At 37.1% G+C, this 21360-nt stretch carries 22 protein-coding genes; 9 read left to right on the top strand and 13 right to left on the bottom strand.

The features are described 5' to 3' along the window. Window positions 1–19 precede the first annotated feature (19 nt). Window positions 20–1030, bottom strand: coding sequence for a UDP-N-acetylmuramate dehydrogenase (murB, locus tag FORMB_RS02790; RefSeq protein ID WP_069676003.1), 1011 nt, complete (start codon window positions 1028–1030; stop codon window positions 20–22). Continuing rightward, the gene (locus tag FORMB_RS02785; protein WP_069676002.1) at window positions 1030–2220 is read right to left on the bottom strand and encodes a pyridoxal phosphate-dependent aminotransferase; all 1191 of its coding nucleotides are present in this window, start codon (window positions 2218–2220) and stop codon (window positions 1030–1032) included. Before FORMB_RS02785 ends, murB begins: the two co-directional genes overlap by 1 nt. 118 nt (window positions 2221–2338) lie before the next feature. On the opposite strand from FORMB_RS02785, the gene FORMB_RS02780 reads away from it, so the two are divergent. Then, complete coding sequence (locus FORMB_RS02780; protein ID WP_069676001.1) at window positions 2339–3694, top strand: aspartyl protease family protein; 1356 nt, start codon at window positions 2339–2341, stop codon at window positions 3692–3694. Between the two features lie 32 nt (window positions 3695–3726). Here FORMB_RS02780 and FORMB_RS02775 read toward each other — a convergent pair whose 3' ends face one another. Beyond that, complete coding sequence (locus FORMB_RS02775; RefSeq protein ID WP_069676000.1) at window positions 3727–4152, bottom strand: DUF1573 domain-containing protein; 426 nt, start codon at window positions 4150–4152, stop codon at window positions 3727–3729. A 139-nt stretch (window positions 4153–4291) separates the two neighbouring features. On the opposite strand from FORMB_RS02775, the gene FORMB_RS02770 reads away from it, so the two are divergent. Further along, a complete protein-coding gene (locus tag FORMB_RS02770; RefSeq protein ID WP_069675999.1) occupies window positions 4292–6922 on the top strand; it encodes a valine--tRNA ligase in 2631 nt (876 codons plus the stop codon). Window positions 6923–6924: 2 nt separating this feature from the next. Here the strand turns inward: FORMB_RS02770 and FORMB_RS02765 are convergent, their stop codons facing one another. The 6 genes from FORMB_RS02765 to rsfS all read right to left on the bottom strand — a co-directional run bounded on the left by FORMB_RS02765 (window position 6925) and on the right by rsfS (window position 11724). Next, complete coding sequence (locus tag FORMB_RS02765; RefSeq protein ID WP_069675998.1) at window positions 6925–7191, bottom strand: acyl-CoA-binding protein; 267 nt, start codon at window positions 7189–7191, stop codon at window positions 6925–6927. Between the two features lies 1 nt (window position 7192). Then, entirely contained in the window at window positions 7193–7840 is a 648-nt protein-coding gene (locus FORMB_RS02760; RefSeq protein ID WP_069675997.1) for a phosphatidylserine decarboxylase family protein, read from the bottom strand. Beyond that, window positions 7830–8651 carry a phosphatidate cytidylyltransferase gene (locus FORMB_RS02755; protein ID WP_069675996.1) on the bottom strand — a complete coding sequence of 274 codons (822 nt, stop codon included), beginning with the start codon at window positions 8649–8651 and terminating at the stop codon, window positions 7830–7832. The genes FORMB_RS02760 and FORMB_RS02755 overlap by 11 nt, the downstream gene beginning before the upstream one ends. A gap of 8 nt (window positions 8652–8659) precedes the next feature. Next, window positions 8660–9268 (bottom strand): LUD domain-containing protein, encoded by a 609-nt coding sequence (locus tag FORMB_RS02750; protein WP_069675995.1) that lies wholly within the window; start codon window positions 9266–9268, stop codon window positions 8660–8662. A gap of 81 nt (window positions 9269–9349) precedes the next feature. Then, a complete protein-coding gene (ftsH, locus tag FORMB_RS02745) occupies window positions 9350–11338 on the bottom strand; it encodes an ATP-dependent zinc metalloprotease FtsH (protein WP_069675994.1) in 1989 nt (662 codons plus the stop codon). A gap of 14 nt (window positions 11339–11352) precedes the next feature. Then, on the bottom strand, window positions 11353–11724 hold the full coding sequence (gene rsfS, locus FORMB_RS02740; protein ID WP_069675993.1) for a ribosome silencing factor: 372 nt from the start codon (window positions 11722–11724) through the stop codon (window positions 11353–11355). A 94-nt stretch (window positions 11725–11818) separates the two neighbouring features. Here rsfS and FORMB_RS02735 point away from each other — a divergent pair, with 94 nt between their 5' ends. Continuing rightward, window positions 11819–12547, top strand: coding sequence for a biotin--[acetyl-CoA-carboxylase] ligase (locus FORMB_RS02735; protein ID WP_069675992.1), 729 nt, complete (start codon window positions 11819–11821; stop codon window positions 12545–12547). On the opposite strand, the gene FORMB_RS02730 is transcribed toward FORMB_RS02735, so the two are convergent. Further along, the gene (locus FORMB_RS02730) at window positions 12544–12939 is read right to left on the bottom strand and encodes an SRPBCC family protein (protein ID WP_069677873.1); all 396 of its coding nucleotides are present in this window, start codon (window positions 12937–12939) and stop codon (window positions 12544–12546) included. The genes FORMB_RS02735 and FORMB_RS02730 overlap by 4 nt on opposite strands. Window positions 12940–12947: 8 nt before the next feature. Continuing rightward, window positions 12948–13592 (bottom strand): orotate phosphoribosyltransferase, encoded by a 645-nt coding sequence (gene pyrE, locus FORMB_RS02725; RefSeq protein WP_069675991.1) that lies wholly within the window; start codon window positions 13590–13592, stop codon window positions 12948–12950. A gap of 59 nt (window positions 13593–13651) precedes the next feature. Between pyrE and FORMB_RS02720 the strand changes: the two genes are divergently transcribed. Both FORMB_RS02720 and FORMB_RS02715 read left to right on the top strand, forming a co-directional pair. Beyond that, window positions 13652–14233, top strand: a complete 582-nt coding sequence (locus FORMB_RS02720; protein WP_069675990.1) for an NUDIX hydrolase — start codon at window positions 13652–13654, stop codon at window positions 14231–14233. A 102-nt stretch (window positions 14234–14335) separates the two neighbouring features. Further along, the gene (locus tag FORMB_RS02715; protein WP_069675989.1) at window positions 14336–15958 is read left to right on the top strand and encodes a SulP family inorganic anion transporter; all 1623 of its coding nucleotides are present in this window, start codon (window positions 14336–14338) and stop codon (window positions 15956–15958) included. Here the strand turns inward: FORMB_RS02715 and coaD are convergent. Then, complete coding sequence (gene coaD, locus FORMB_RS02710) at window positions 15955–16416, bottom strand: pantetheine-phosphate adenylyltransferase (protein ID WP_069675988.1); 462 nt, start codon at window positions 16414–16416, stop codon at window positions 15955–15957. The genes FORMB_RS02715 and coaD overlap by 4 nt on opposite strands. Before the next feature lie 9 nt (window positions 16417–16425). Continuing rightward, the gene (locus tag FORMB_RS02705) at window positions 16426–17409 is read right to left on the bottom strand and encodes a D-alanine--D-alanine ligase (RefSeq protein WP_069675987.1); all 984 of its coding nucleotides are present in this window, start codon (window positions 17407–17409) and stop codon (window positions 16426–16428) included. 143 nt (window positions 17410–17552) lie between these two features. On the opposite strand from FORMB_RS02705, the gene FORMB_RS02700 reads away from it, so the two are divergent. From FORMB_RS02700 to FORMB_RS02685, 4 genes are all read left to right on the top strand, one after another. Continuing rightward, window positions 17553–18110, top strand: coding sequence for a PASTA domain-containing protein (locus FORMB_RS02700; RefSeq protein ID WP_069675986.1), 558 nt, complete (start codon window positions 17553–17555; stop codon window positions 18108–18110). Between the two features lie 6 nt (window positions 18111–18116). Continuing rightward, window positions 18117–19160 carry an RluA family pseudouridine synthase gene (locus tag FORMB_RS02695; protein ID WP_069675985.1) on the top strand — a complete coding sequence of 348 codons (1044 nt, stop codon included), beginning with the start codon at window positions 18117–18119 and terminating at the stop codon, window positions 19158–19160. A 101-nt stretch (window positions 19161–19261) separates the two neighbouring features. After that, the gene (yaaA, locus tag FORMB_RS02690) at window positions 19262–20020 is read left to right on the top strand and encodes a peroxide stress protein YaaA (RefSeq protein ID WP_069675984.1); all 759 of its coding nucleotides are present in this window, start codon (window positions 19262–19264) and stop codon (window positions 20018–20020) included. Window positions 20021–20103: 83 nt separating this feature from the next. Next, window positions 20104–21360, top strand: a complete 1257-nt coding sequence (locus FORMB_RS02685) for a DEAD/DEAH box helicase (RefSeq protein ID WP_069675983.1) — start codon at window positions 20104–20106, stop codon at window positions 21358–21360.

The raw sequence follows: 21360 nt of genomic DNA, 5'->3' as shown, positions 1-21360 counted from the left end.
AGCGCACAAACGTGCGCTTTTACAGAATATTGACTTCCGTTTCTAAATCAATATCAAAAATGAATTTTACAGCTTTTTGAATTTGGATAGAGAGATTTAAAATATCCATTCCTGAAGCACCGCCATAGTTTACCAAAACCAAGGCTTGTTTGGCATGGACTCCAAAATTTCCAAATGTTTTGCCTTTGAAGCCTGCGGTATCAATCAACCATCCTGCAGGGATTTTAACAACGTCCGTAGAAATTTTATAATGTTGAATTTGTGGAAATAGTGTTTGTAATATTTCAAATTTCGAATAAGTAACCACAGGGTTTTTGAAAAAACTACCACTGTTACCAATTGTTTTTGGATCTGGTAACTTTGAGTTTCTAATCGAAATAACGGCTTTTGAAATGTCTTGAATTGTGGGGGTTTTTATGCCATAATTTTGAAGTTCAGTTTCAATCGCACCATAATTTGTTTTCAGACTGTGCTCTTGATTGCTTAACTCAAATACGACCGAAGTAATGATGTATTGCCCTTTAAGCTCTTGCTTAAAAATAGAGTTTCGATACCCAAATTGACATTCTTCTTTTGTGAAGGTTCTCAGTTCTTTTGTTTTTATATTAAGAGCTTCACAGCTTACAAAAGAATCTTTTAATTCCACGCCATAGGCACCAATGTTTTGAATGGGTGCAGTCCCTACATTCCCAGGAATTAAAGATAAATTTTCGAGTCCTCCAAAATTTTCATTGAGACACCAACACACCAATTCATGCCAGTTTTCACCCGCTGCAACTTCTATTTGAACACTATTTTCAGATCTAGAAATTACAGAAATTCCTTTGAGGTTTATTTGTAATACTAAAGCTTCCACATCTTTAGTTAGTAATATATTACTCCCACCACCAAGAATCAGTAAGTCCGTTGGATTTGTATTTAAAACATCCCTAAGCTCTTGTATGGAATTGATGGATGCAAATTCTGTTGCTTTGACATCAATTCCAAAAGTATTGAAAGGTTTAAGAGTTATGTTGTTTTTAATGATCATTAGGCGTTGTACTGATTGAGAGCTACTTTTAAAATAGCAACCGAAGTCCTAAGGTCTTCTTTATTTAGGACATAAGCAACTCGAATCTGATTTTTCCCGAGCCCCTCCGTCGAATAAAATCCAGCAGCTGGTGCCACCATGATGGTTTCATTATCAAGCCTAAAGTCTTCTAATAGCCATTGCGCAAATACATCCGAATCTGTGATTGGCAACTCTACAATACAGTAAAAAGCACCTTTTGGGATGGCGACTTTGACGCCTTCAATTTTTTGAAGTTCTTCTATTAATACATTTCTTCGTTCCACATATTCAGAGATGACTTCACTAAAATAACTGTCTGGTGTTTCTAAGGCTGCTTCACTTGCGAGTAGGGCATAAGTTGGCGGAGACAATCGTGCTTGTGCGAATTTTAAAGCCGTATTAAGAACCGTTGTGTTTTTGGTTACAATACACCCAATTCTTGCGCCACACATGCTGTATCGTTTTGATACAGAATCAATGATGATGGCATTCGGTTCTAAGCCTTCTTCTTGCATGATGGAATAATGCTCGTGACCATCATAGGTGAATTCGCGATAGACTTCATCAGAAATTAGAAATAAATCGTGTTTTTTAACCAGTATTGCAAGTTGTTTAATTTCAGCCTTGCTGTATAAATAGCCTGTAGGATTGCCTGGGTTACAAATTAATATTGCTTTTGTTTTTGGGGTGATTAACGCTTCAAAATCAGCGATAGGAGGTAAGGCAAAATTAGATTCAATATTAGAAACAACGGGCACCACTTTGACACCTTGCGCCGTAGAAAATCCATTGTAATTCGCATAAAAAGGCTCGGGAATAATCACTTCATCCTCGGGATCCATAATGCTTCCAAAAGTAAAAAACAAGGCTTCGCTTCCTCCTGTGGTGATGATAATATCATTGGCACTGACGTGAATGTCATTTTTTTTATAATAGGCAGTTAATTTTGTACGGTATGTTTCCGAGCCTTCCGAACGACTGTAGGCTAAAGTGTCTAACGTATTGTTTTTGACAGCATTTAGTGCCACTTCGGGAGTTTTAATATCAGGTTGACCAATATTTAAATGATAGACATTTATACCTTCTTTTTTTGCTTGTTCGGCGTAAGGCACTAGTTTTCTAATGGGTGATTGTGGCATTAGTGCCCCTTTTCGAGAGATTTTTGGCATAGTTCTATAATATAAATTGCCTACAAATTTATCTTAAAGTTTGTATAAAATAAAGCCCTTTAACTATTATTTAAATAAATCTGTCGTAAATTGTCTTTACCCCCTTACTACGATTCTTATGTTGAATGTAAAATCGCTTTGTATTTTTCTTTGTATTGGCTTTAATTTGAGTGTGTTCTCTCAAGGAAATTTTGAACTCAAAAATGGAGTAAGTGACAAAATACATTTTAAATTGGTGAATAATTTGATTGTTATTCCTGTGACTATTAATGGTGTTTCTTTGTCTTTTTTACTAGATACAGGGGTTTCAAAGCCGATTCTTTTTAATTTCTTCAATTTAAAAGAGGAATTATCAATCCATGAAACCGAATTAATCCTTATTCATGGATTGGGCAACGATGAACCGATTGAAGCCTTGCGCTCCTCAAATAATACAGTGATCATTGGGGAGGCTGTAAACCTAAATCAAGATTTATTTGCAATTATAGATGCCTCCATCAATTTTGTGCCTAGTTTAGGAATTCCTGTTCATGGCATTATTGGCTATGATATTTTTAAAGATTTTGTGGTCGAAATTAATTACAGTCGAAAATTTATAAAACTTTACAACCCTCTGTTGTATGATTCTAAATTATCCCGAAAATGGAGAAAATTAGATCTCATTTTTTATAATAAAAAACCCATTATAGAAGCATCTGTGACGGTAGATCATAAAGCCGTTCCAGTCAATCTTTTAATTGATACAGGTGGGAGTGACTCCTTATGGCTTTTTGAAGACCCTGCACAATCCTTATCCATCCCAAAAAACACTTTTGACGATTTTTTAGGGAAAGGCCTTAGTGGTGCTATTTTCGGAAAACGCTCGGTACTCAAATCCTTTCGTTTAAAAGACTTTCAATTAAACAAAGTCAATGTAGCTTTTCCAGATTCCTCATCCATTCAAAAAGCAAAAATCAATACGCTAAGAAATGGGAGTTTACTAGGAGATGTGTTGCATCGGTTTAATTGGGTGTTTAATTACAAATCACAGTGGGCTGCCTTCAAAAAAAACAAATTTTTCAACAAACCTTTTAAGTATAACAAGAGTGGAATTGTGATGCAATATGCGGGAGTCCGACTGCTTAAAACACGAGCAATACTCCCCAGTAAAATAGTGGGTTCTACTGCTGACAACACTACCCAAAGTTCGAGTACAATTAACTTCACATCTACTTACAAATTTGAAATTGTACCAGAACTAGAGATCTCAGACATTAGGCCCAATTCACCAGCGGATGAGGCTGGACTTAAAATAGGTGATATAGTACTTTCAATCAATAATCAAAGTCTCAGCTCATTAACACTTCAAAAAGCGATTGATCAGTTTTATGGAGCTGATGGAAAACGTATTAAAATGACCATCGAACGAGCAGGAGTTTCTATGAAATACCAGTTTAATCTCCGGGATTTATTGCATAAAAAAAGCACCCATTAAGGTGCTTTCGTTTATTTGATAAGGCTTAAATCTTATTGCTCTAAAACGCTTTTGTCTTTATCTTCAATGACACTGGCTTTACTAGAATCGATAACCGTTCCTTTAATTTTCAAAGCAACAGTAGGTCTAACTGCGTTAGAGGTTACTGTAATTGTTTTTCGAATTGGGTTGACTCTATTTGTGTCGTATTTTACTTCAATTTCACCGTTTTCACCAGGTAAAATTGGTGCTGTTGGTTTTTTTGGAACCGTACAGCCACAGCTTGATTTTACAGCAGTAACGATTAAAGGGATATTGCCTGTGTTTTTAAATTTAAATACACGAACACCATCGGAACCTTTTTCTATGATTCCATAATCGATTGTTTCAGATTCAAATTCAATTTTCGCAACCTTATCTTGTGCATAAATCCCCAAACTAAAGATGGAAATGAATAATAATGTAAAAAGCTTTTTCATAATAGTGTGTTTGTTAATGTAAATTTAGGTACTTTTTTTAAAACTACAAAAATGTACTCATATAAATTCAATTATTAATTCTAAAGAAAATAAAATATAAGTACTTTTGTAAATTAACATTCAAAAACTATTCCAAAGTATGTCTATTCCTTCTAAATATGATGCGTCAACTGTTGAAAACAAATGGTATGACTACTGGATGACTCATAAATATTTCCATTCGACTCCCGATTCTCGAGAGCCTTATACCATTGTGATCCCTCCACCAAACGTTACAGGGATTTTGCACATGGGGCACATGCTGAATAATACCATTCAGGATGTCTTGGTACGTCGTGCACGTTTACAGGGGAAAAATGCCTGTTGGGTTCCTGGTACCGATCACGCATCGATCGCTACTGAAGCAAAAGTGGTAGCAAAACTGAAAGAGAAAGGAATTGATAAAAACGACCTTACGAGAGCAGAGTTTATGGAACATGCTTGGGAGTGGACTGAAGAATATGGAGGAGTCATTCTTGAACAATTGAAGAAACTTGGATGCTCTTGTGATTGGGATCGTACCAAATTCACGATGGATGATGATATGAGTGAATCTGTGATCAAAGTATTTATTGATTTATTTAATAAAGGGTTGATTTATAGAGGGTTTAGAATGGTGAATTGGGATCCTCAAGCCCAAACAACCTTGTCTGATGAAGAAGTGATTTATGAAGAACGACAAGGCAATTTATACTATTTAAATTATAATATTCAAGACAGTGATGAGGTGATTACGATTGCAACGACACGTCCTGAAACGATTTTAGGCGATGCCGCAATTTGTATCAATCCGAACGATGAACGCTACACCCATTTAAAAGGAAAAAAAGCAATTGTTCCTTTAAATGATCGTGTCATTCCTATTATAGAAGATGAATATGTTGATATTGAATTTGGAACGGGTTGTTTAAAAGTAACACCTGCACATGATATAAATGATAAGGCGCTAGGTGAAAAACACCAGTTAGAAGTGATTGATATTTTTAATGCCAATGCAACGCTGAACAGTTTTGGCCTGCACTACGAAGGTAAAGACCGATTTGTGGTTCGAAAAGAAATCGCCAAAGAGCTTGAGTCCAAAGGCTTTCTGATCAAAACGGAACAACATACACATAAAGTAGGAACTTCGGAACGTACAAAAGAAGTGATTGAACCACGTCTTTCAGACCAGTGGTTTTTAAAAATGGAAACGCTTGCTAAACCTGCGATCAAAGCGGTTTTAGAAGACAAAACGATCAATCTGTTTCCAAAGAAATTTGAAAACACCTACCGCCATTGGATGGAAAACATCCGTGATTGGAATATTTCTAGACAATTATTTTGGGGTCAACAGATTCCAGCCTATTTTTATGGAGATGGCAAAGACGATTTTGTAGTGGCTGAAACCATTGAAAAAGCTTTAGAGTTAGCGAAAGATAAATCGGGCAATACACAATTAGGTCTTGAAAGTTTAAGACAAGACAGTGATGTTCTAGACACATGGTTCTCTTCTTGGTTGTGGCCAATGTCTGTGTTTGATGGCATTCGGAATCCAGAAAACGAAGACATAAAATATTACTACCCAACCAATGATTTAGTGACGGGACCAGATATTTTATTTTTCTGGGTGGCACGTATGATTGTTGCCGGTCATGAATATAAAGATCAAAAGCCTTTTAACAACGTGTATTTCACAGGACTTGTGCGAGACAAACAACGTCGTAAGATGAGCAAGTCATTGGGGAATTCTCCAGACGCCTTAAAGCTTATAGAAAACTTTGGAGCCGACGGCGTTCGTGTGGGATTATTATTAAGCTCCGCCGCTGGAAACGACTTAATGTTTGATGAAGCCTTATGTCAACAAGGGAAAGCATTTGGGAATAAAATATGGAATGCCTTCCGACTGATTGAAGGTTGGGAAGTTGCCGAGATTGAGCAACCTGAATATGCCGCCATTGCTGTTGAGTGGTACCAAGCAAAATTTCAAAAAACATTGGTAGAAATAGAAGATCATTTTAGCAAGTACCGCTTAAGTGATGCTTTAATGACTACTTATAAATTAATTTGGGATGATTTCTGCTCTTGGTTATTGGAAATGGTGAAACCTGCTTACGAGGCGCCCATTGACAAGAAAACTTATGAGGCTGTGGTAGCAATATTGGAATCAAATCTAAAAATTTTACATCCGTTTATGCCATTTCTGACAGAAGAAATCTGGCAATATTTGGAAGAAAGAACGCCAGAGCAAGCTTTAATTGTGGCTTCATGGCCAGAACTGAAGCCTTACGACTCGACTATTTTAGAAGGTTTTGAATTTGCTTCAGATGTTGTGTCAGGAATTCGTACGATTCGAAAAGAGAAAAATATAGCATTTAAAAATACTATTGAATTTTTGGTATTGAACAACGAGTCTCAAACCAAAGGCTTTGATGCGATTATTTCTAAATTAGGAAACATTTCAAACTTGAGCTACACAACTGAAACAGTTGAAAATGCCTTGTCCTTTAGAGTGAAATCTAATGAATATTTTATTCCAGCCAATGACACCATTGATGTGGCCGCTGAAATCTTAAAATTAGAAGAGGAACTTAAATATACAGAAGGATTTCTGAAATCGGTTCAAAAGAAGTTGTCTAACGAGCGTTTTGTTTCGGGAGCTCCTGAGCAAGTTGTGGCAAGTGAAAAGAAAAAAGAAGCCGATGCAGTTGCTAAAATTGAAACGCTTAAAGCAAGTTTGAACAACTTAAAATAAGCTTATTTTCGGTAAATTAAGTAAGTATTTGCCAAGTCGATGTAGCGTTGTTTTGCTTCGTCTTGGGTAATGTCTTCTACCTGAAAAAGGGCATTGGTTTTAAAAGCATTTATAATGGCTTTGCTACTACTCGGTCGGCTGTAATCGTTGGTTGATTTTTTGTAATAGGCATAGAGTTTCAAGAGGATGTCGGCAGGGAAGGGCTGCTCATGACTGTTGATGCTGTCAACAGCTTCTCTAAATTCTATTTCTAATGCCTCTGAATTCATACTATACTTCTGCGATGATACATTCGCCGCCTTTTACTTTTTGATTGAGTTTGACTTTAAGTTTGGTGTCCAAAGGTAAAAATAAATCGACTCTAGAACCAAATTTTATAAATCCAGCATCGGTACCCTGTACAACCGTTTGGCCTTCTTTCGCATAATTGACAATACGTCTTGCCAAGGCACCTGCGATCTGTCTGTAAAGGACTTTACCATAGGTTTTATTCTCAACAACTATGGTGGTGCGTTCGTTATCCGTACTAGCCTTTGGATGCCATGCGACTAAATACTTTCCTGGGTGGTATTTGCTAAAAAGTACCGAACCACTTATAGGGTAGCGTGTCACATGCACATTGATAGGCGACATAAAAATGCTGACCTGAAGACGTTTTTCTTTGAAATATTCTGTTTCTTCAACCTCTTCGATCACCACAACTTTCCCATCTACAGGGGCGATCACTTGACGATCGTTTTGATGGGTGTGACGTTTAGGGTTTCTGAAAAATTGTAGGATGAGTACAAGAATCACTATTAAAGAGAACTGAATGAGTTTTGAAACCCAAGGCATTTGTAAATTGTCGATTAATAACGATGTAGCCACTACAAAAACGAGTGCGACAAAAATTATTTTTTGACCTTCTTTATGAAACATAATTTAATATTCTTAAAAATAAATAGATAAATGGAGCTGCAAATATAGCACTATCTAAGCGATCTAATAGACCTCCATGACCAGGCATTATTTTACCGCTATCTTTGACGCCTGCTTGACGTTTGTATTTTGATTCTACCAAGTCACCCAAGGTTCCGAAAACACTCACAATAACACTGATAATTAACCAATTAGTAAAAGGTAATGAATCCGTACAATTGGCAATGACATAACTTCCCAAAGCCGCAAAAAACACACCTCCTAAAAATCCTTCTACTGTTTTCTTAGGAGAAATGCTTTCAAAAAGTTTTTGTTTTCCAAAATTCTTACCAACTATATAGGCAAAACTGTCGTTGATCCAAATCAAAATAAAAATATACGTAATGATTTCAGGACTGTAGTTTTCAAAATTTAGAGCGATCAATAATAAAAACACAAACCCACTACTCACATAAAAGGTGGTGTTTATAAAATGATTTGAAAGTAAGGATGGGAGACTTTTTGAGGAAAATAAATCCCGAATTAATAATAGATTTACCAATACAGAAATCACAAGTAATATTTGTGAAATATCTGATAGGCTTTTACCAGATTTAAAGAGGTTTTCCCAAAATGCAACTGCCAAAAACAACACTATAAAAATGATGTAGGAAGCGATGTTTTTTTGATGAATTAACTTATTGAATTCTGACAAACAAATCAATCCAAACATAAAAAAAAGCGCGATACAAGCGTACTTTAATTGGAGTGCCCCAATTAAAATACTTGCAAATAATAGGCCTGATAAAGCTCTTGTGGTTAGTTCTTTCAATGTTTATGTTATAAGTCTTCTAATAGTAGCAAATATAGGTTTTTTGTACTACTTCCATAGCTTAGAAAGTCGTTGGTGTCGTTGGCTTTAAAATGTTTAATGGTCGTGATGTTGGAGGGTATTTTAGTTTTACTTTGGGCTTTGATCCCCTGAAGTCCTTCGCTAATAGTATTTACAAACTGACTGGTAGTTGCAAATACAATGAAATTCTCAGGCAAATCAACTAGTTTTTTTTCTGCAATTTGATTGGAGGATATAAGCAGCGATCCGTCTTTTGCGATCAGAGACTCACAAGATGTAAATAGAAAATCTGCATCTTTTGTTTTTTGAGTCGAGCCAAATTTGAAACTTTTAAATTTTTCTTTTAGATGTTTATTAAGGATGAGTGCCTTTTTTTTGTCCCAATTATTTTCTTCAATAATATTTTCAAGAAAACTTTGAACTTCATCGTTATTTTCGCAGTAAAGAAACTTACCGCCATTTTTATTAAAGTTGATTGTAAAGGCTTCATCTACAGGCAAGCTGCTGGAGTCTAAAAACTGATCCTGATTTTTTTCATCAGTTTTGTCTTTAGAAGCATCCGTTTTTGAACCAAATATTTTACGAAACACACTCATTCTTCATCTGAAATATAAACTTTGAACTTACATCTTTCCAAAGATAAAAAATAAAGGTTTAATAAAAAGTTATTTTCAAACTTATTCTTCCTCTTCCTCTTTTTTAGGAGTTGGTTTTACCGCTTCTTCTTTTTTAGGCGTTGGAGTGACGGCTTCTTCGACTACAAAAGGACGTTTTCCAAAGATAGCTTCTAAGTTGTCTTTAAAAATAACTTCTTTTTTAAGAAGTACTTCTGCCAGCTCTGTTAACTTGTCTTTGTTGTCTTCTAAGAGTTTTATAGCGCGTTCGTACTGTGTTTCAATAATGCTTGATATTTCTTGATCAATCAGTTCAGCAGTGCGTTCGCTATAGGGTTTCGAGAATCCAAATTCATTCTCACCTGAAGAATCATAATACGTCAAGTTCCCGATTTTATCACTTAATCCATAAACAGTCACCATCGCTCTTGCTTGCTTGGTTACTTTTTCTAAATCACTCAAAGCGCCTGTTGATATTTTATCAAAGATGACTTTTTCAGCGGCACGACCTCCTAAGGCAGCACACATTTCATCTAACATTTGCTCAGGTCTTACAATAAGTCGTTCTTCGGGAAGATACCATGCAGCACCCAATGAACGTCCTCTTGGAACAATGGTTACTTTAACCAAAGGAGACGCATGTTCTAGCATCCAACTTACGGTTGCATGGCCAGCTTCATGAAAGGCAACCGCTCTTTTTTCACTTGGTGTAATTATTTTATTTTTCTTTTCAAGTCCTCCAATAATTCGATCGACTGCATCTAAGAAATCTTGTTTTTCAACTGCTTTTTTGTTATTTCGAGCTGCAATAAGTGCCGCTTCGTTACACACATTCGCAATATCTGCTCCAGAGAATCCTGGAGTTTGTTTTGATAAAAAGTCAGTATCTAAGTTTTTCGCTTTTTTCAAGGGCTTCAAATGCACCTCAAAAATTTCTCTTCGTTCTCTGATATCTGGCAAGTCAACATAAATTTGACGGTCAAATCGACCCGCTCTCATCAATGCCTTGTCAAGGACATCTGCTCGGTTGGTTGCTGCCAAAACAATCACATTTGTATTGGTGCCAAATCCATCCATTTCAGTCAATAACTGGTTGAGGGTATTTTCTCTTTCGTCATTCGAACCTGACATATTATTTTTACCTCTAGCACGTCCAATCGCATCAATTTCATCAATAAAAATGATTGAAGGCGATTTATCTTTCGCTTGCTTGAATAAATCTCTAACTCTAGAAGCACCAACACCTACAAACATTTCAACAAAATCAGATCCTGACAATGAGAAAAAAGGAGCTTTTGCTTCGCCAGCCACTGCTTTGGCCAACAAGGTTTTACCTGTTCCTGGAGGGCCCACTAATAAGGCACCTTTAGGAATTTTACCACCAAGAGCGGTATATTTTTCGGGGTGTTTCAGGAAGTCTACAATCTCTTGAATTTCTTCTTTAGCACCTTCCAGTCCAGCAACATCCTCAAAGGTTGTTTTGGTTTCTAATTTTTCATCAAATAACTTCGCTTTCGATTTCCCAATATTGAAGAGTTGACCGCCGCCGCCGCCTGGACCACCACCACCTGACATACGTCGCATGATAAATATCCAAACACCGATGATTAAAATAAAAGGAATCAATGAGGATAAAATATCACCCCAAGCATTGGTTTCCGTTTTAAAGTCCAAAACGGTATCCAGTTGTTCTTCTTGTATGGTGTCTTCTAATTGTTTTTGAAACAATTGTACATCACCAAATTCAAACTGATAACTAGGACCTCCTGATCCCACTTGGAAAAGTTGTTCCTTTTTAGTTTTTTTATGAACGTCTTTATTAGCAGCCTTTGTGGTTAGATACACCAAAGCCTCTCTTTTGTTGACGATTTCAACTTTTTTGACATCGCCATTTCTTAAGTATTTAAAAAATTGCGAAGGTGTTGTAGAGATCCCTGAAGAATCTCCTAAACCGCCAGAAAACACATTGAAAGCCAAGAAAAGTACAATGGCAATTCCGTAGATCCAGTACGCATTAAACTTTGTATTTTTAGGTTTTTTATCTTTAGACATGAGTCGTATTTTATTTAGTAACTAGTTTCTATTTCGGTAATCTTAGCATCGCCCCAAAGGTTTTCGATATCGTAGTATTCACGAATGTGTTTTTGAAACACATGAACGACTACATGGACATAATCCATCAGTACCCATTCACCGTTTTCACTACCTTCAACATGCCAAGGTTTGTCTTTGGTGTTTTTACTAACTTTTTTTTGTATTGAACTAACAATAGCATTTACTTGCGTATTAGAGGTTCCATCACAAATGATGAAATAATCGCAAACTGTATTTTCGATAGCTCTCAGGTCTAAAATAGTAATATTTTGACCTTTAACGTCTTCAATTCCATTAATCGTGAAAGTGATGAGTTCGTCTGCGCTAGGTATGTTTTTTGTCATGAATTAATTTTACTGTGCAAATTTATTACTTTTTTGGCTCTAAACCCCTTATATTGTCTTAATAATATTATAATTTAGACCCACATTTTGAACTATGCAGATAATCAAACTTAATGCCACTGATTCTACCAACAATTATTTAAAACAATTGTTGATAGACACTGCGTTAGAAGATTTTTGTGTGGTGGCAACCAATCACCAAACTAAGGGGAAAGGACAAATGGGGTCTGAGTGGATCTCTGAAAAAGGTAAAAACCTTACGTTTAGCGTCTTAAAGACTAAGCCGTCTCTAGGATTACGACGCCAATTTCTGTTGAATATCCTCGTTTCCTTGTCGATTGTGAAAACACTTGAAGGTTATAATGTCCCAAATTTAGCGATCAAATGGCCTAACGACATATTGTCAGACCATCACAAAATTGCAGGCATTTTAATTGAAAATCTAATTAAAACGAATCGAATTGAATATTCTGTGATTGGTATTGGACTTAATGTCAATCAAGAATTATTTAAAGGATTGTCCAAGGTAAGCTCCTTGAAATCTATTTTAGGAATGCCTATTGATACCGATGAATTACTTCATAAACTCATCGAGAATCTTCAATATTATTTTAGATTGTTTGCCGATACGGGGGAGGGGATTCTGAATACAGAATATGAATCGTATCTGTTCCGAAATGATAAGCCCTCTACGTTTGAATTGCCCGATCAAACCCTATTTACAGGGATCATCAGAGGAGTGACAGACGCCGGAAAATTGCGTGTGCAAATGGAAGACGCTACAAAAGAGTTTGACTTAAAAGAGTTGAAGCTGTTGTACTAAATTTCTTTAGGAATATTAAGCGCTAAGGTTTCAATAAATTTAGAGATTGGGGCTTTGATCATCATCGCCATCATTGTATTAAAATCTCCTTCAAATGTTAATTGAACCTCACTTTGAGTTTTCGTAGGGGAATCAATTTTAGCTGTTAATGAAAAATCTATTTTCCCACCAGCAGCTCCCAATACAATCGTATGTGGAGATTCCATTGATTTTTTCTTCAAAACAATTTCTGGCATTCCACTCAAGGCAAATAAGAAGGTGTCCGCGTCTATGAGTTTAAACTTACTGATGTTTTCGGGCATCAATTGTTCAAAATTCTCAACATTCGTTAAAAAATTAAACACTTCTTGAGCTGATTTGTCAAGACTTACTTTTGTTGATTCTAATTTCATATCTAAATTTATTTGCCGGACCATTCCGATGGATTTGAATTCCATTTTGACAACACATCCACTTCAGCTTGGTTGATGAAGTTGGTGTCTAAAGCTTGCTCTAACAAACTTTCGTAATTACTGAGTGTAAAAAGATTGACATTGTTAGTTTTAAAATTTTCTTTTGAAACATCAAAGCCATAAGTAAAAATAGCAACCATTCCTTTTACATTGACTTCGGCAGCTTTTAAAGCATCTACCGCCACCAAGCTACTGTTTCCTGTACTGATCAAATCTTCTACAACTACTACATTCTGACCTTTCTCGATAAATCCTTCAATTTGATTTTGACGGCCATGCTTTTTTGCTTCTGGACGCACATATACAAAAGGAAGCCCAAGATATTCTGCAACCAAAGCTCCAATACCAATGGCACCCGTTGCAACGCCTGCAATCACATCCGGTTTTCCGAACTCGATTTCTATGTTTTTAGCAATCTCTTCTTTGATATAGTTTCTAACGACTGGAAACGATAAGACCAAACGGTTGTCACAATAGATGGGAGACTTCCATCCCGAAGCCCATGTAAAGGGGTTTTTCGGGTTTAATTTGATGGCATTTATCTGAAGTAAAACTTCTGCAGTTTTTTTGGCGGTACTTTTGTTGAAAATCATGTGTCAAAATTACTAAAAATAACTACTTTTACTTTCTATTAATTAGTTTTTAATTAACAATGTATAAAATATTTGTTGGTAATAAACCAATAGTCCTCACAACCAAACTAGAAACTGAAACAGATTTCAAGAACATTCTGATTGATTCAGTGGATATTAACAAAGTACTTTCAAAACTTAGAAAAGATAAATATAATTCGGTGCGTCTAATTGGACCCGATAAAGATGTACTCCTGAAAAAATTCCTTTCCTTATTACCAAATGTGATTGCAGGGGGTGGAAAGGTTTATAATCCAAAAAATGAAATTTTATTTATTTTCAGAAATGGAAAATGGGATTTGCCCAAAGGAAAAGCAGAAGCAAAGGAAACGATTAATTTCACCGCACTTCGAGAGGTAGAAGAAGAAACAGGCATTACAGGCTTGAGCATTACCAAGCCCTTAGAAATCACCTACCATATATTTAAAAGAAATGATCGGAACTATATTAAAGTCACCTATTGGTTCGAAATGTATTCTGAATATGACGGAAAACTAATTCCACAAGAAAAAGAAGGCATCACTAAAGTCAAATGGATTCCCGAAACCAAACTTCAAAAAGTTTTAAATAATTCTTATGCGAATATTAAACTGCTCATTTAAGAGAAATGGATTCCGTGTTTTTATAAAAATCTTCAAATAAACGCCCTTTACAGTTGTTATCACTTTCAATAAGTTTATTTTTGCCAGCAAAATTGACTGAAAATGATGGAGTTTATAAGTAAGCGTTCTAGTAATGTTAAAAATGATATTTTAAGTGGCCTCACGGTTGCATTGGCCTTAGTGCCAGAAGCCGTGGCATTTGCCTTTGTTGCAGGAGTTGATCCTTTGGTAGGATTGTATGCAGCGTTCATGGTTGGATTAATCACCTCTATTTTTGGAGGACGTCCAGGAATGATCAGTGGTGCTACAGGAGCTTTAGCCGTCGTCATGGTAAGTCTGGTAGCGCGTGGAAATGCAATGGGAGCCGAAGGTGATGAAATGGGACTTTACTATCTGTTTTTGACCGTTATTTTAATGGGAATTATTCAAGTTTTAGCAGGTGTTTTTAAACTTGGTAAATTTGTCCGTTTGATTCCACACCCTGTGATGATGGGCTTTGTAAACGGATTGGCAATTGTTATTTTCCTCTCTCAATTAAGTATGTTTATGACGTCTGAAAATGGCGAAATGGTATGGATGCAAGGTGCGTCTTTATGGACCATGATTGGTTTGGTGGGATTGACCATTGCCATTATGTTTGGGCTGCCGCAACTCACTAAAAAATTACCGGAGGCACTTGTGGCTATTTTGGTGGTTTCTGCAATTGTTATTTTTGGAGATTTAGATGTTGCTACTGTTGGAAGCTTTATTAGAGATGGTGGTGGCGACGGTTTAAAAGGGGGCTTGCCACTTCCACAATGGGCTATTTTTGAAAAGATCCCCCTTAATTTTGAAACTCTAAAATTCATCGGGCCCTATGCATTGATTCTTGCTGCGATTGGGTTGATTGAATCTTTAATGACCTTAAATTTAATTGATGAACTCACTGAAACACGAGGAAATTCCAATAGAGAATGTATGGCCCAAGGAGGCGCAAACATTATCACCGGAATCTTTGGTGGAATGGGTGGTTGTGCAATGATTGGACAGTCGATTATCAATATTAAAGGAGGCGGAAGAGGACGTCTTTCAGGGATTGTAGCCGCATTGGCACTTTTAGCCTTTATCTTATTTGCATCGGGTCTTATAGAACAAGTGCCGATTGCAGCTTTGGTAGGCGTTATGTTTATGGTCGTAATAGGTACGTTTGCATGGTCTAGTTTTAGAATCATCAATAAAATTCCAAAGACAGATGTGTTTGTATTGATATTAGTGTCGTCAATGACGGTCTTTTTTGATTTAGCAATCGCTGTGATTTCTGGTGTCATTGTGAGTGCACTTGTATTTTCTTGGGAAAACGCAAAGCGCATTCGTGCTCGAAAACGCATCAAAGAAGATGGTACGAAAGTTTACGAAATTTGGGGTCCATTATTCTTTGGAAGTATCACCGCTTTTAATGATAAGTTTGATGTTAAAAACGACCCTCAATCTGTTGAAATTGATTTTGTGGAGTCACGTATAAGCGATCATTCGGCTATTGAAGCAATATCGAATCTCGTGGCGAAGTATAAAGAAGAAGGCAAAGCAATTCACTTGAAACACCTGAGCGAAGATTGTAAGATTTTGTTGTACAAATCTAGCCCCTTATTTAAAGAGGTTATAGTTGAAGCGATTGACGATCCACGCTACCATTTGGCCGAAAATCCAGAAGCTTTTACAAAAGCACTTTCAGAGTACAAACTCTAGGGGTTTTTAACACGTACGGAGTTGGGCACTAGTTTTTGGTAATCACCATCAAAGCGAATAATTTCCCTCACAATAGAGGAGGAGATAAACGAGGTTTGTGCAGAGGTGAGCAAAAAGACTGTTTCTAAGGTTGATAAATGCCGATTGGTTTGTGCGATGGCCTTTTCAAATTCAAAATCTGCAGGATTCCGCAAGCCTCTTAGAATAAATTCCACTCCAATCTCTTTACAAAAATCGGTGGTCAAACCACTGTAGGATACCACTGATACTTTTGGATTGTCCTTAAAAGTATTCTCAATAAACCGTTTGCGTTCTTCTAATGAAAACATATAGTTTTTAGAAGAATTTTCGCCAATGGCTACAATCACTTCGTCAAACAAGGTCACGCCTCTGTTAATGATATCTACATGTCCTAGAGTAATTGGGTCAAATGAGCCTGGAAAAATTGCTTTCTTCATTTTGTAAAGTTAAGGATTTTTATGAAGTGCTTGCTGAATGGCGTTGTCAAACAAGTCGGACATCGAAATTCCCGCCTGTGCTGCTTGCTGTGGTAAGATACTTTCCTTGGTAAGCCCTGGTATTGTATTGACTTCTAAAAAATGCGGTTGACCATCTTTAAAAATAAATTCACTTCTAGAAAACCCATCTAATTTCAAAACCTCATAAATATGTTTTGCGGCCTTTCGGACGTCTGCTTCTTGCGTTGCGCTCAAACGTGCGGGAGTAATTTCTTGTGATTTGCCTAAATATTTTGCTTCGTAATCAAAAAAGTCATTATCCGTTACAATTTCAGTGATTGGGAGTACGGTAGTAACTCCTTTATAACGAATGACGCCAACCGACACTTCGGTCCCATCTAAAAACGATTCAATAATGAGCTCATCATCTTCCTTAAAAGCAACTTCTATAGCCTTTGGCAAGTCCGCTTTTGAATAAACTTTTGTAATTCCAAAACTACTTCCGGCCTTATTGGCTTTCACAAAACAAGGAAATCCGACCGCTTTTTCAATGGCTGTAGGGGCAATCGCATCGCCGACATTCAAAAAATAGGAGTCTGCCATGAGAATTCCGTAAGGCTTTAAGGCACTTAAACAGTCTCGTTTATTAAAGGTGAGCGCTGCTTGATACATGCCACAACTGGTGTGTGGAATGGATAACAATTCAAAATAGGCTTGGATGGTTCCATCTTCCCCCGGACTGCCGTGAATGGCATTAAATACACAGTCAAAATTGATTTTTGAACCCTCAACTAAGATGGAGAAATCAGCTTTATTTACGGGGTATTCTTTTAAATCATCCGCGACATATACCCATTTATCTTTAAAAATATGGACGCAATACGCATTGTAGGCGTCTTTGGGTAAACTGTCATAGACAACGCTTCCGCTTTTTAAAGAGATTAAATATTCGCTAGAATATCCGCCCATGATGATGGCAATATTTTTTTTCATTTCTACGTTTATACAGTAAAAATATTACTTTTATCTCAAATCAAAATCATTTTAAACCAAATATATTTACTTCAAACTAAACAAGCTAAAGATTTTAAGGACACAAATATTTGATTAGCTTTGTTACATTATTAAAAAGCAGCATGAATTTCATTAAATTCTTATTCAGTAAATTGTTTATAAAGCAATTAATCTTTGCATTTATCGCTTTGGTTATTTTTGGGTTTTTAGCCCTCAAATGGCTCAAATCGTATACCAATCACGGTACGTTTGTGACGGTACCCGTACTTACGGGTCAAACTTTTGAAGCCGCTCAAATGCTTATTAAAGAACACGAACTCCGAAGTGAAGTTCAAGATTCCTCAAACTACAATCCGAACTACCCCAAAGGGGCGGTGATCGAACAAGATCCTTTGGCGGGAAGTCAAGTCAAAGAAGATCGAAAAATATATTTAATTCTCAATCCTTCTGCCTACAGAACACTGGCAGTTCCGGATGTCATTCGACGTACGTTCAGACAAGCAAAACCCTCGCTTGAAGCATTGGGGTTTCAAATAGGAACTACAATTTATAAAGATGACTTGGGGAAAGATGAAGTGTTAGAAATTCGCCACAACGGTAAAATCATTGAAGCAGGTACGATGCTTCCAAAAACCTCGAAAATCGACCTAGTTTTAGGAAACGGGATTCGAAAGCAATAATTAACCATGGAAGAGTCAAATGAATTATTAGTGAATGACAATGAATTGCATGAGCATTACACATTTACGGTCGAAAAAGGGCAACAGCCTTTACGAATCGATAAATACCTCATGAATTTTGTTGAAAATGCCACTCGAAATAAAATCCAAGCAGCGGCAAAGGATGGAAGTATTTTAGTGAATGAAATCGCAGTCAAATCAAATTATAAGGTAAAACCATTTGATAAAATTCGCGTGTTGTTTGAGCATCCGCCTTATGAAAACTTATTAGTTCCCGAAGATCTTCCTATTGATGTTGTTTATGAAGATGACGATTTATTGGTGGTCAATAAAGCCCCAGGAATGGTCGTTCATCCGGGACATGGAAATTATTCAGGCACTTTGATCAATGCTTTGATGTTTCATTTTGACAATTTACCGAATAACAGCAGCAACCGTCCGGGATTGGTGCATCGGATTGATAAAGACACAAGTGGATTGTTGGTGGTTGCTAAAACTGAAATAGCGATGGCGCATTTATCAGCACAATTCAAAGCCAAAACAAGTGAACGCGAATACGTGGCTTTGGTGTGGGGAAATGTAGATTTAGAAGAAGGTACGATTGAAGGAAATATTGGACGTCACCCTAAAAATAGGTTGCAGAATACCGTCTATTTTGGAGATGAAGCTGATAAAGGTAAACCCGCAGTGACTCATTATAAAGTATTACAACGTTTGGGCTATGTCACTTTGTTGGCATGCCGATTGGAAACGGGACGTACCCACCAAATACGGGTGCACATGAAACACATTGGGCACACGCTTTTTAATGACGAGCGTTATGGTGGCGAACGCATTCTAAAAGGTACGACGTTTACCAAATACAAGCAGTTTGTGGACAACTGTTTTAAAACCTTACCACGTCAAGCCTTGCATGCCAAATCCTTAGGATTTGTGCATCCTACCACAGGCGAAAAAATGTCTTTTACCACTGAGATTCCTCAGGATATGCAAAGCTGTATCAAAAAATGGGAAAGCTATTCGAATCATTTGGTTGAAGATCAGAACTAAGAAGTATCAACTTTAAGTATTGGAACATAGAAATTATGAATCTAATTTTTTTTTAGAATTTAACGATAGTCCTTAACTTTGAGTTATAAAATTAGCAATAAATGAAACTAGTCATCTCACCCGCAAAGTCATTAAATTACGATAGTGATTTACCAACGCCTTTAAGCACCGACAGTTGTTTTTTGGGCGAAGCGCAGAAACTCAATACACTTCTTAAAAAGAAATCCGCCAAAGCACTTTCGGAATTGATGCATATTTCACCCAATTTGGGACAACTCAATTATGAACGCAACCAAGAGTGGGAAATTCCTTTTACAACTCAAAATGCCCGACCGGCTATTTATGCATTTAATGGTGATGTGTATCGGGGGTTAGATGCTTATACCATTGAAGAATCAAAATTAGAGTCTTTACAAAACTCAGTTCGAATAATTTCTGGACTGTATGGGCTTTTAAAACCCTTGGATTTGGTGCAGCCGTACCGCTTGGAAATGGGGACAAAATTCCCTGTTGGAAAATCTAAAAACCTTTATGAATTTTGGCGCCAAAAAGTGACGACTGCTCTGAATGAAGAACTGAAAGAAGGGGAGTTGTTTGTGAACTTAGCAAGTCAAGAATATTTTAAGGCCATAGATGTCAAAGTTCTTAAAGTGCCCGTTATTCATGTCGATTTTAAAGAGTTTAAAAATGGACAGTATAAAACCATTGCCATTTTCGCCAAACTTGCACGTGGCTATATGACACGTCACATCATTGAAAACACTGTGGAAACTACCGAAGGTTTAAAAACCTTTACGACAGATGGCTATGCGTATGATGCGAATTTATCAACGGATACAAAATTAGTATTTACGCGTTAATTTTTTTAAAATAAGACGTACCTTTGTGGCATCGTTCAGAATGACCTATCGTATTGTATATTGTCATTTTCAAAACATAATATATGACATTTCAATCTTTAGGACTCATCGAAGCCCTACTTAAAGCAGTCCGTTTACAGGGCTATGAGACGCCATCTCCAATACAACAAAAAGCCATTCCTCCAATTCTTGAAGGCCTCGATGTGTTAGCATCGGCTCAAACAGGAACAGGGAAAACCGCAGGATTTACCCTGCCAATGCTGCAAATTTTATCTAAAAATCCTGTACCACACCGCCGTCCAGTACGCGCGTTGGTGTTGACCCCAACTCGAGAGTTGGCAGATCAGGTGTATACAAATGTGAAGCATTACAGTAAGTTTTTAGACTTGCGTGCTGCCGTTATTTTTGGTGGTGTAAATCAAAATCCACAAATCAAACACCTCCGCAATGGAGTTGATATTTTAGTGGCCACTCCAGGCCGATTGCTCGATTTGGAAAACCAAGGGCATTTGTCCTTAGCCAAAGTAGAGATTTTTGTACTCGATGAAGCCGACCGTATGTTGGATATGGGGTTCAAACGTGATATTGATAAAATCAGATCGTTGATCCCGTCCAGACGTCAAAATTTAATGTTTTCGGCAACTTTTTCTAGAGAGATCAAAAGCTTGGCGCAAACCATTTTACGCACTCCTACTCTTGTAGAAGCGACGCCAGAGAACACAACCGTTGAAGCAATTGCACAACAGGTGTATAGAGTAGCCAAAGAGAAGAAAACAAACCTTCTTATCAAATTAATACAAGACGGAAATTGGCAACAAGTATTGGTGTTTACACGTACCAAACACGGTGCCAATAATCTTTGTAAAAAACTAGAAAATGCACGCATTTCTGCGATGGCTATTCATGGAAATAAAAGTCAAGGAGCACGAACCAAAGCTTTGGCTGGATTTAAAAATAAAGACGTTAGAGTCTTGGTCGCAACTGATATTGCTGCACGTGGCTTGGACATTCCATTGTTGCCGCATGTGGTGAATTACGAGCTTCCGAACATTCCAGAAGATTATGTGCACCGTATTGGGCGTACAGGAAGGGCAGGCGCCAACGGCGTTGCCTTATCGTTGGTATGTGCAGAAGAAACGTCTTATTTGACGTCTATTGAAAAACTGACCAAGCAACGTTTTAAGAAAGAAATTGTTGAAGGTTTTGAACCTGATCCAAATGCGTCCACTGTGCCGCCAAAACAAGGAGGTGGTCGTCAACGTGGCGGAGGACGTCCAAGCAACAACCGTAAGGGGTCTGCTGGTGGTGGCAACCGATCGAACCACAACCGTCGCCGTTAA

It is taken from the genome of Formosa sp. Hel1_33_131, assembly GCF_001735745.1.
Lineage (GTDB): Bacteria > Bacteroidota > Bacteroidia > Flavobacteriales > Flavobacteriaceae > Hel1-33-131.
Note: the sequence above shows the minus strand (reverse complement) of the source record. Positions and strands in the feature narration are given on the sequence as shown.

Coding starts and splice junctions, on each gene's coding strand:
- rsfS (WP_069675993.1), bottom strand. CDS start 11,724: ATGACAAAAAACATACCTAGCGCAGACGAACTCATCACTTTCACGATT.
- FORMB_RS02785 (WP_069676002.1), bottom strand. CDS start 2,220: ATGCCAAAAATCTCTCGAAAAGGGGCACTAATGCCACAATCACCCATT.
- murB (WP_069676003.1), bottom strand. CDS start 1,030: ATGATCATTAAAAACAACATAACTCTTAAACCTTTCAATACTTTTGGA.
- FORMB_RS02685 (WP_069675983.1), top strand. CDS start 20,104: ATGACATTTCAATCTTTAGGACTCATCGAAGCCCTACTTAAAGCAGTC.
- FORMB_RS02770 (WP_069675999.1), top strand. CDS start 4,292: ATGTCTATTCCTTCTAAATATGATGCGTCAACTGTTGAAAACAAATGG.
- yaaA (WP_069675984.1), top strand. CDS start 19,262: ATGAAACTAGTCATCTCACCCGCAAAGTCATTAAATTACGATAGTGAT.
- FORMB_RS02735 (WP_069675992.1), top strand. CDS start 11,819: ATGCAGATAATCAAACTTAATGCCACTGATTCTACCAACAATTATTTA.
- FORMB_RS02720 (WP_069675990.1), top strand. CDS start 13,652: ATGTATAAAATATTTGTTGGTAATAAACCAATAGTCCTCACAACCAAA.
- FORMB_RS02780 (WP_069676001.1), top strand. CDS start 2,339: ATGTTGAATGTAAAATCGCTTTGTATTTTTCTTTGTATTGGCTTTAAT.
- FORMB_RS02760 (WP_069675997.1), bottom strand. CDS start 7,840: ATGTTTCATAAAGAAGGTCAAAAAATAATTTTTGTCGCACTCGTTTTT.
- FORMB_RS02715 (WP_069675989.1), top strand. CDS start 14,336: ATGATGGAGTTTATAAGTAAGCGTTCTAGTAATGTTAAAAATGATATT.
- FORMB_RS02730 (WP_069677873.1), bottom strand. CDS start 12,939: ATGAAATTAGAATCAACAAAAGTAAGTCTTGACAAATCAGCTCAAGAA.
- FORMB_RS02705 (WP_069675987.1), bottom strand. CDS start 17,409: ATGAAAAAAAATATTGCCATCATCATGGGCGGATATTCTAGCGAATAT.
- ftsH (WP_069675994.1), bottom strand. CDS start 11,338: ATGTCTAAAGATAAAAAACCTAAAAATACAAAGTTTAATGCGTACTGG.
- FORMB_RS02700 (WP_069675986.1), top strand. CDS start 17,553: ATGAATTTCATTAAATTCTTATTCAGTAAATTGTTTATAAAGCAATTA.
- FORMB_RS02765 (WP_069675998.1), bottom strand. CDS start 7,191: ATGAATTCAGAGGCATTAGAAATAGAATTTAGAGAAGCTGTTGACAGC.
- FORMB_RS02750 (WP_069675995.1), bottom strand. CDS start 9,268: ATGAGTGTGTTTCGTAAAATATTTGGTTCAAAAACGGATGCTTCTAAA.
- coaD (WP_069675988.1), bottom strand. CDS start 16,416: ATGAAGAAAGCAATTTTTCCAGGCTCATTTGACCCAATTACTCTAGGA.
- FORMB_RS02775 (WP_069676000.1), bottom strand. CDS start 4,152: ATGAAAAAGCTTTTTACATTATTATTCATTTCCATCTTTAGTTTGGGG.
- FORMB_RS02695 (WP_069675985.1), top strand. CDS start 18,117: ATGGAAGAGTCAAATGAATTATTAGTGAATGACAATGAATTGCATGAG.
- pyrE (WP_069675991.1), bottom strand. CDS start 13,592: ATGATTTTCAACAAAAGTACCGCCAAAAAAACTGCAGAAGTTTTACTT.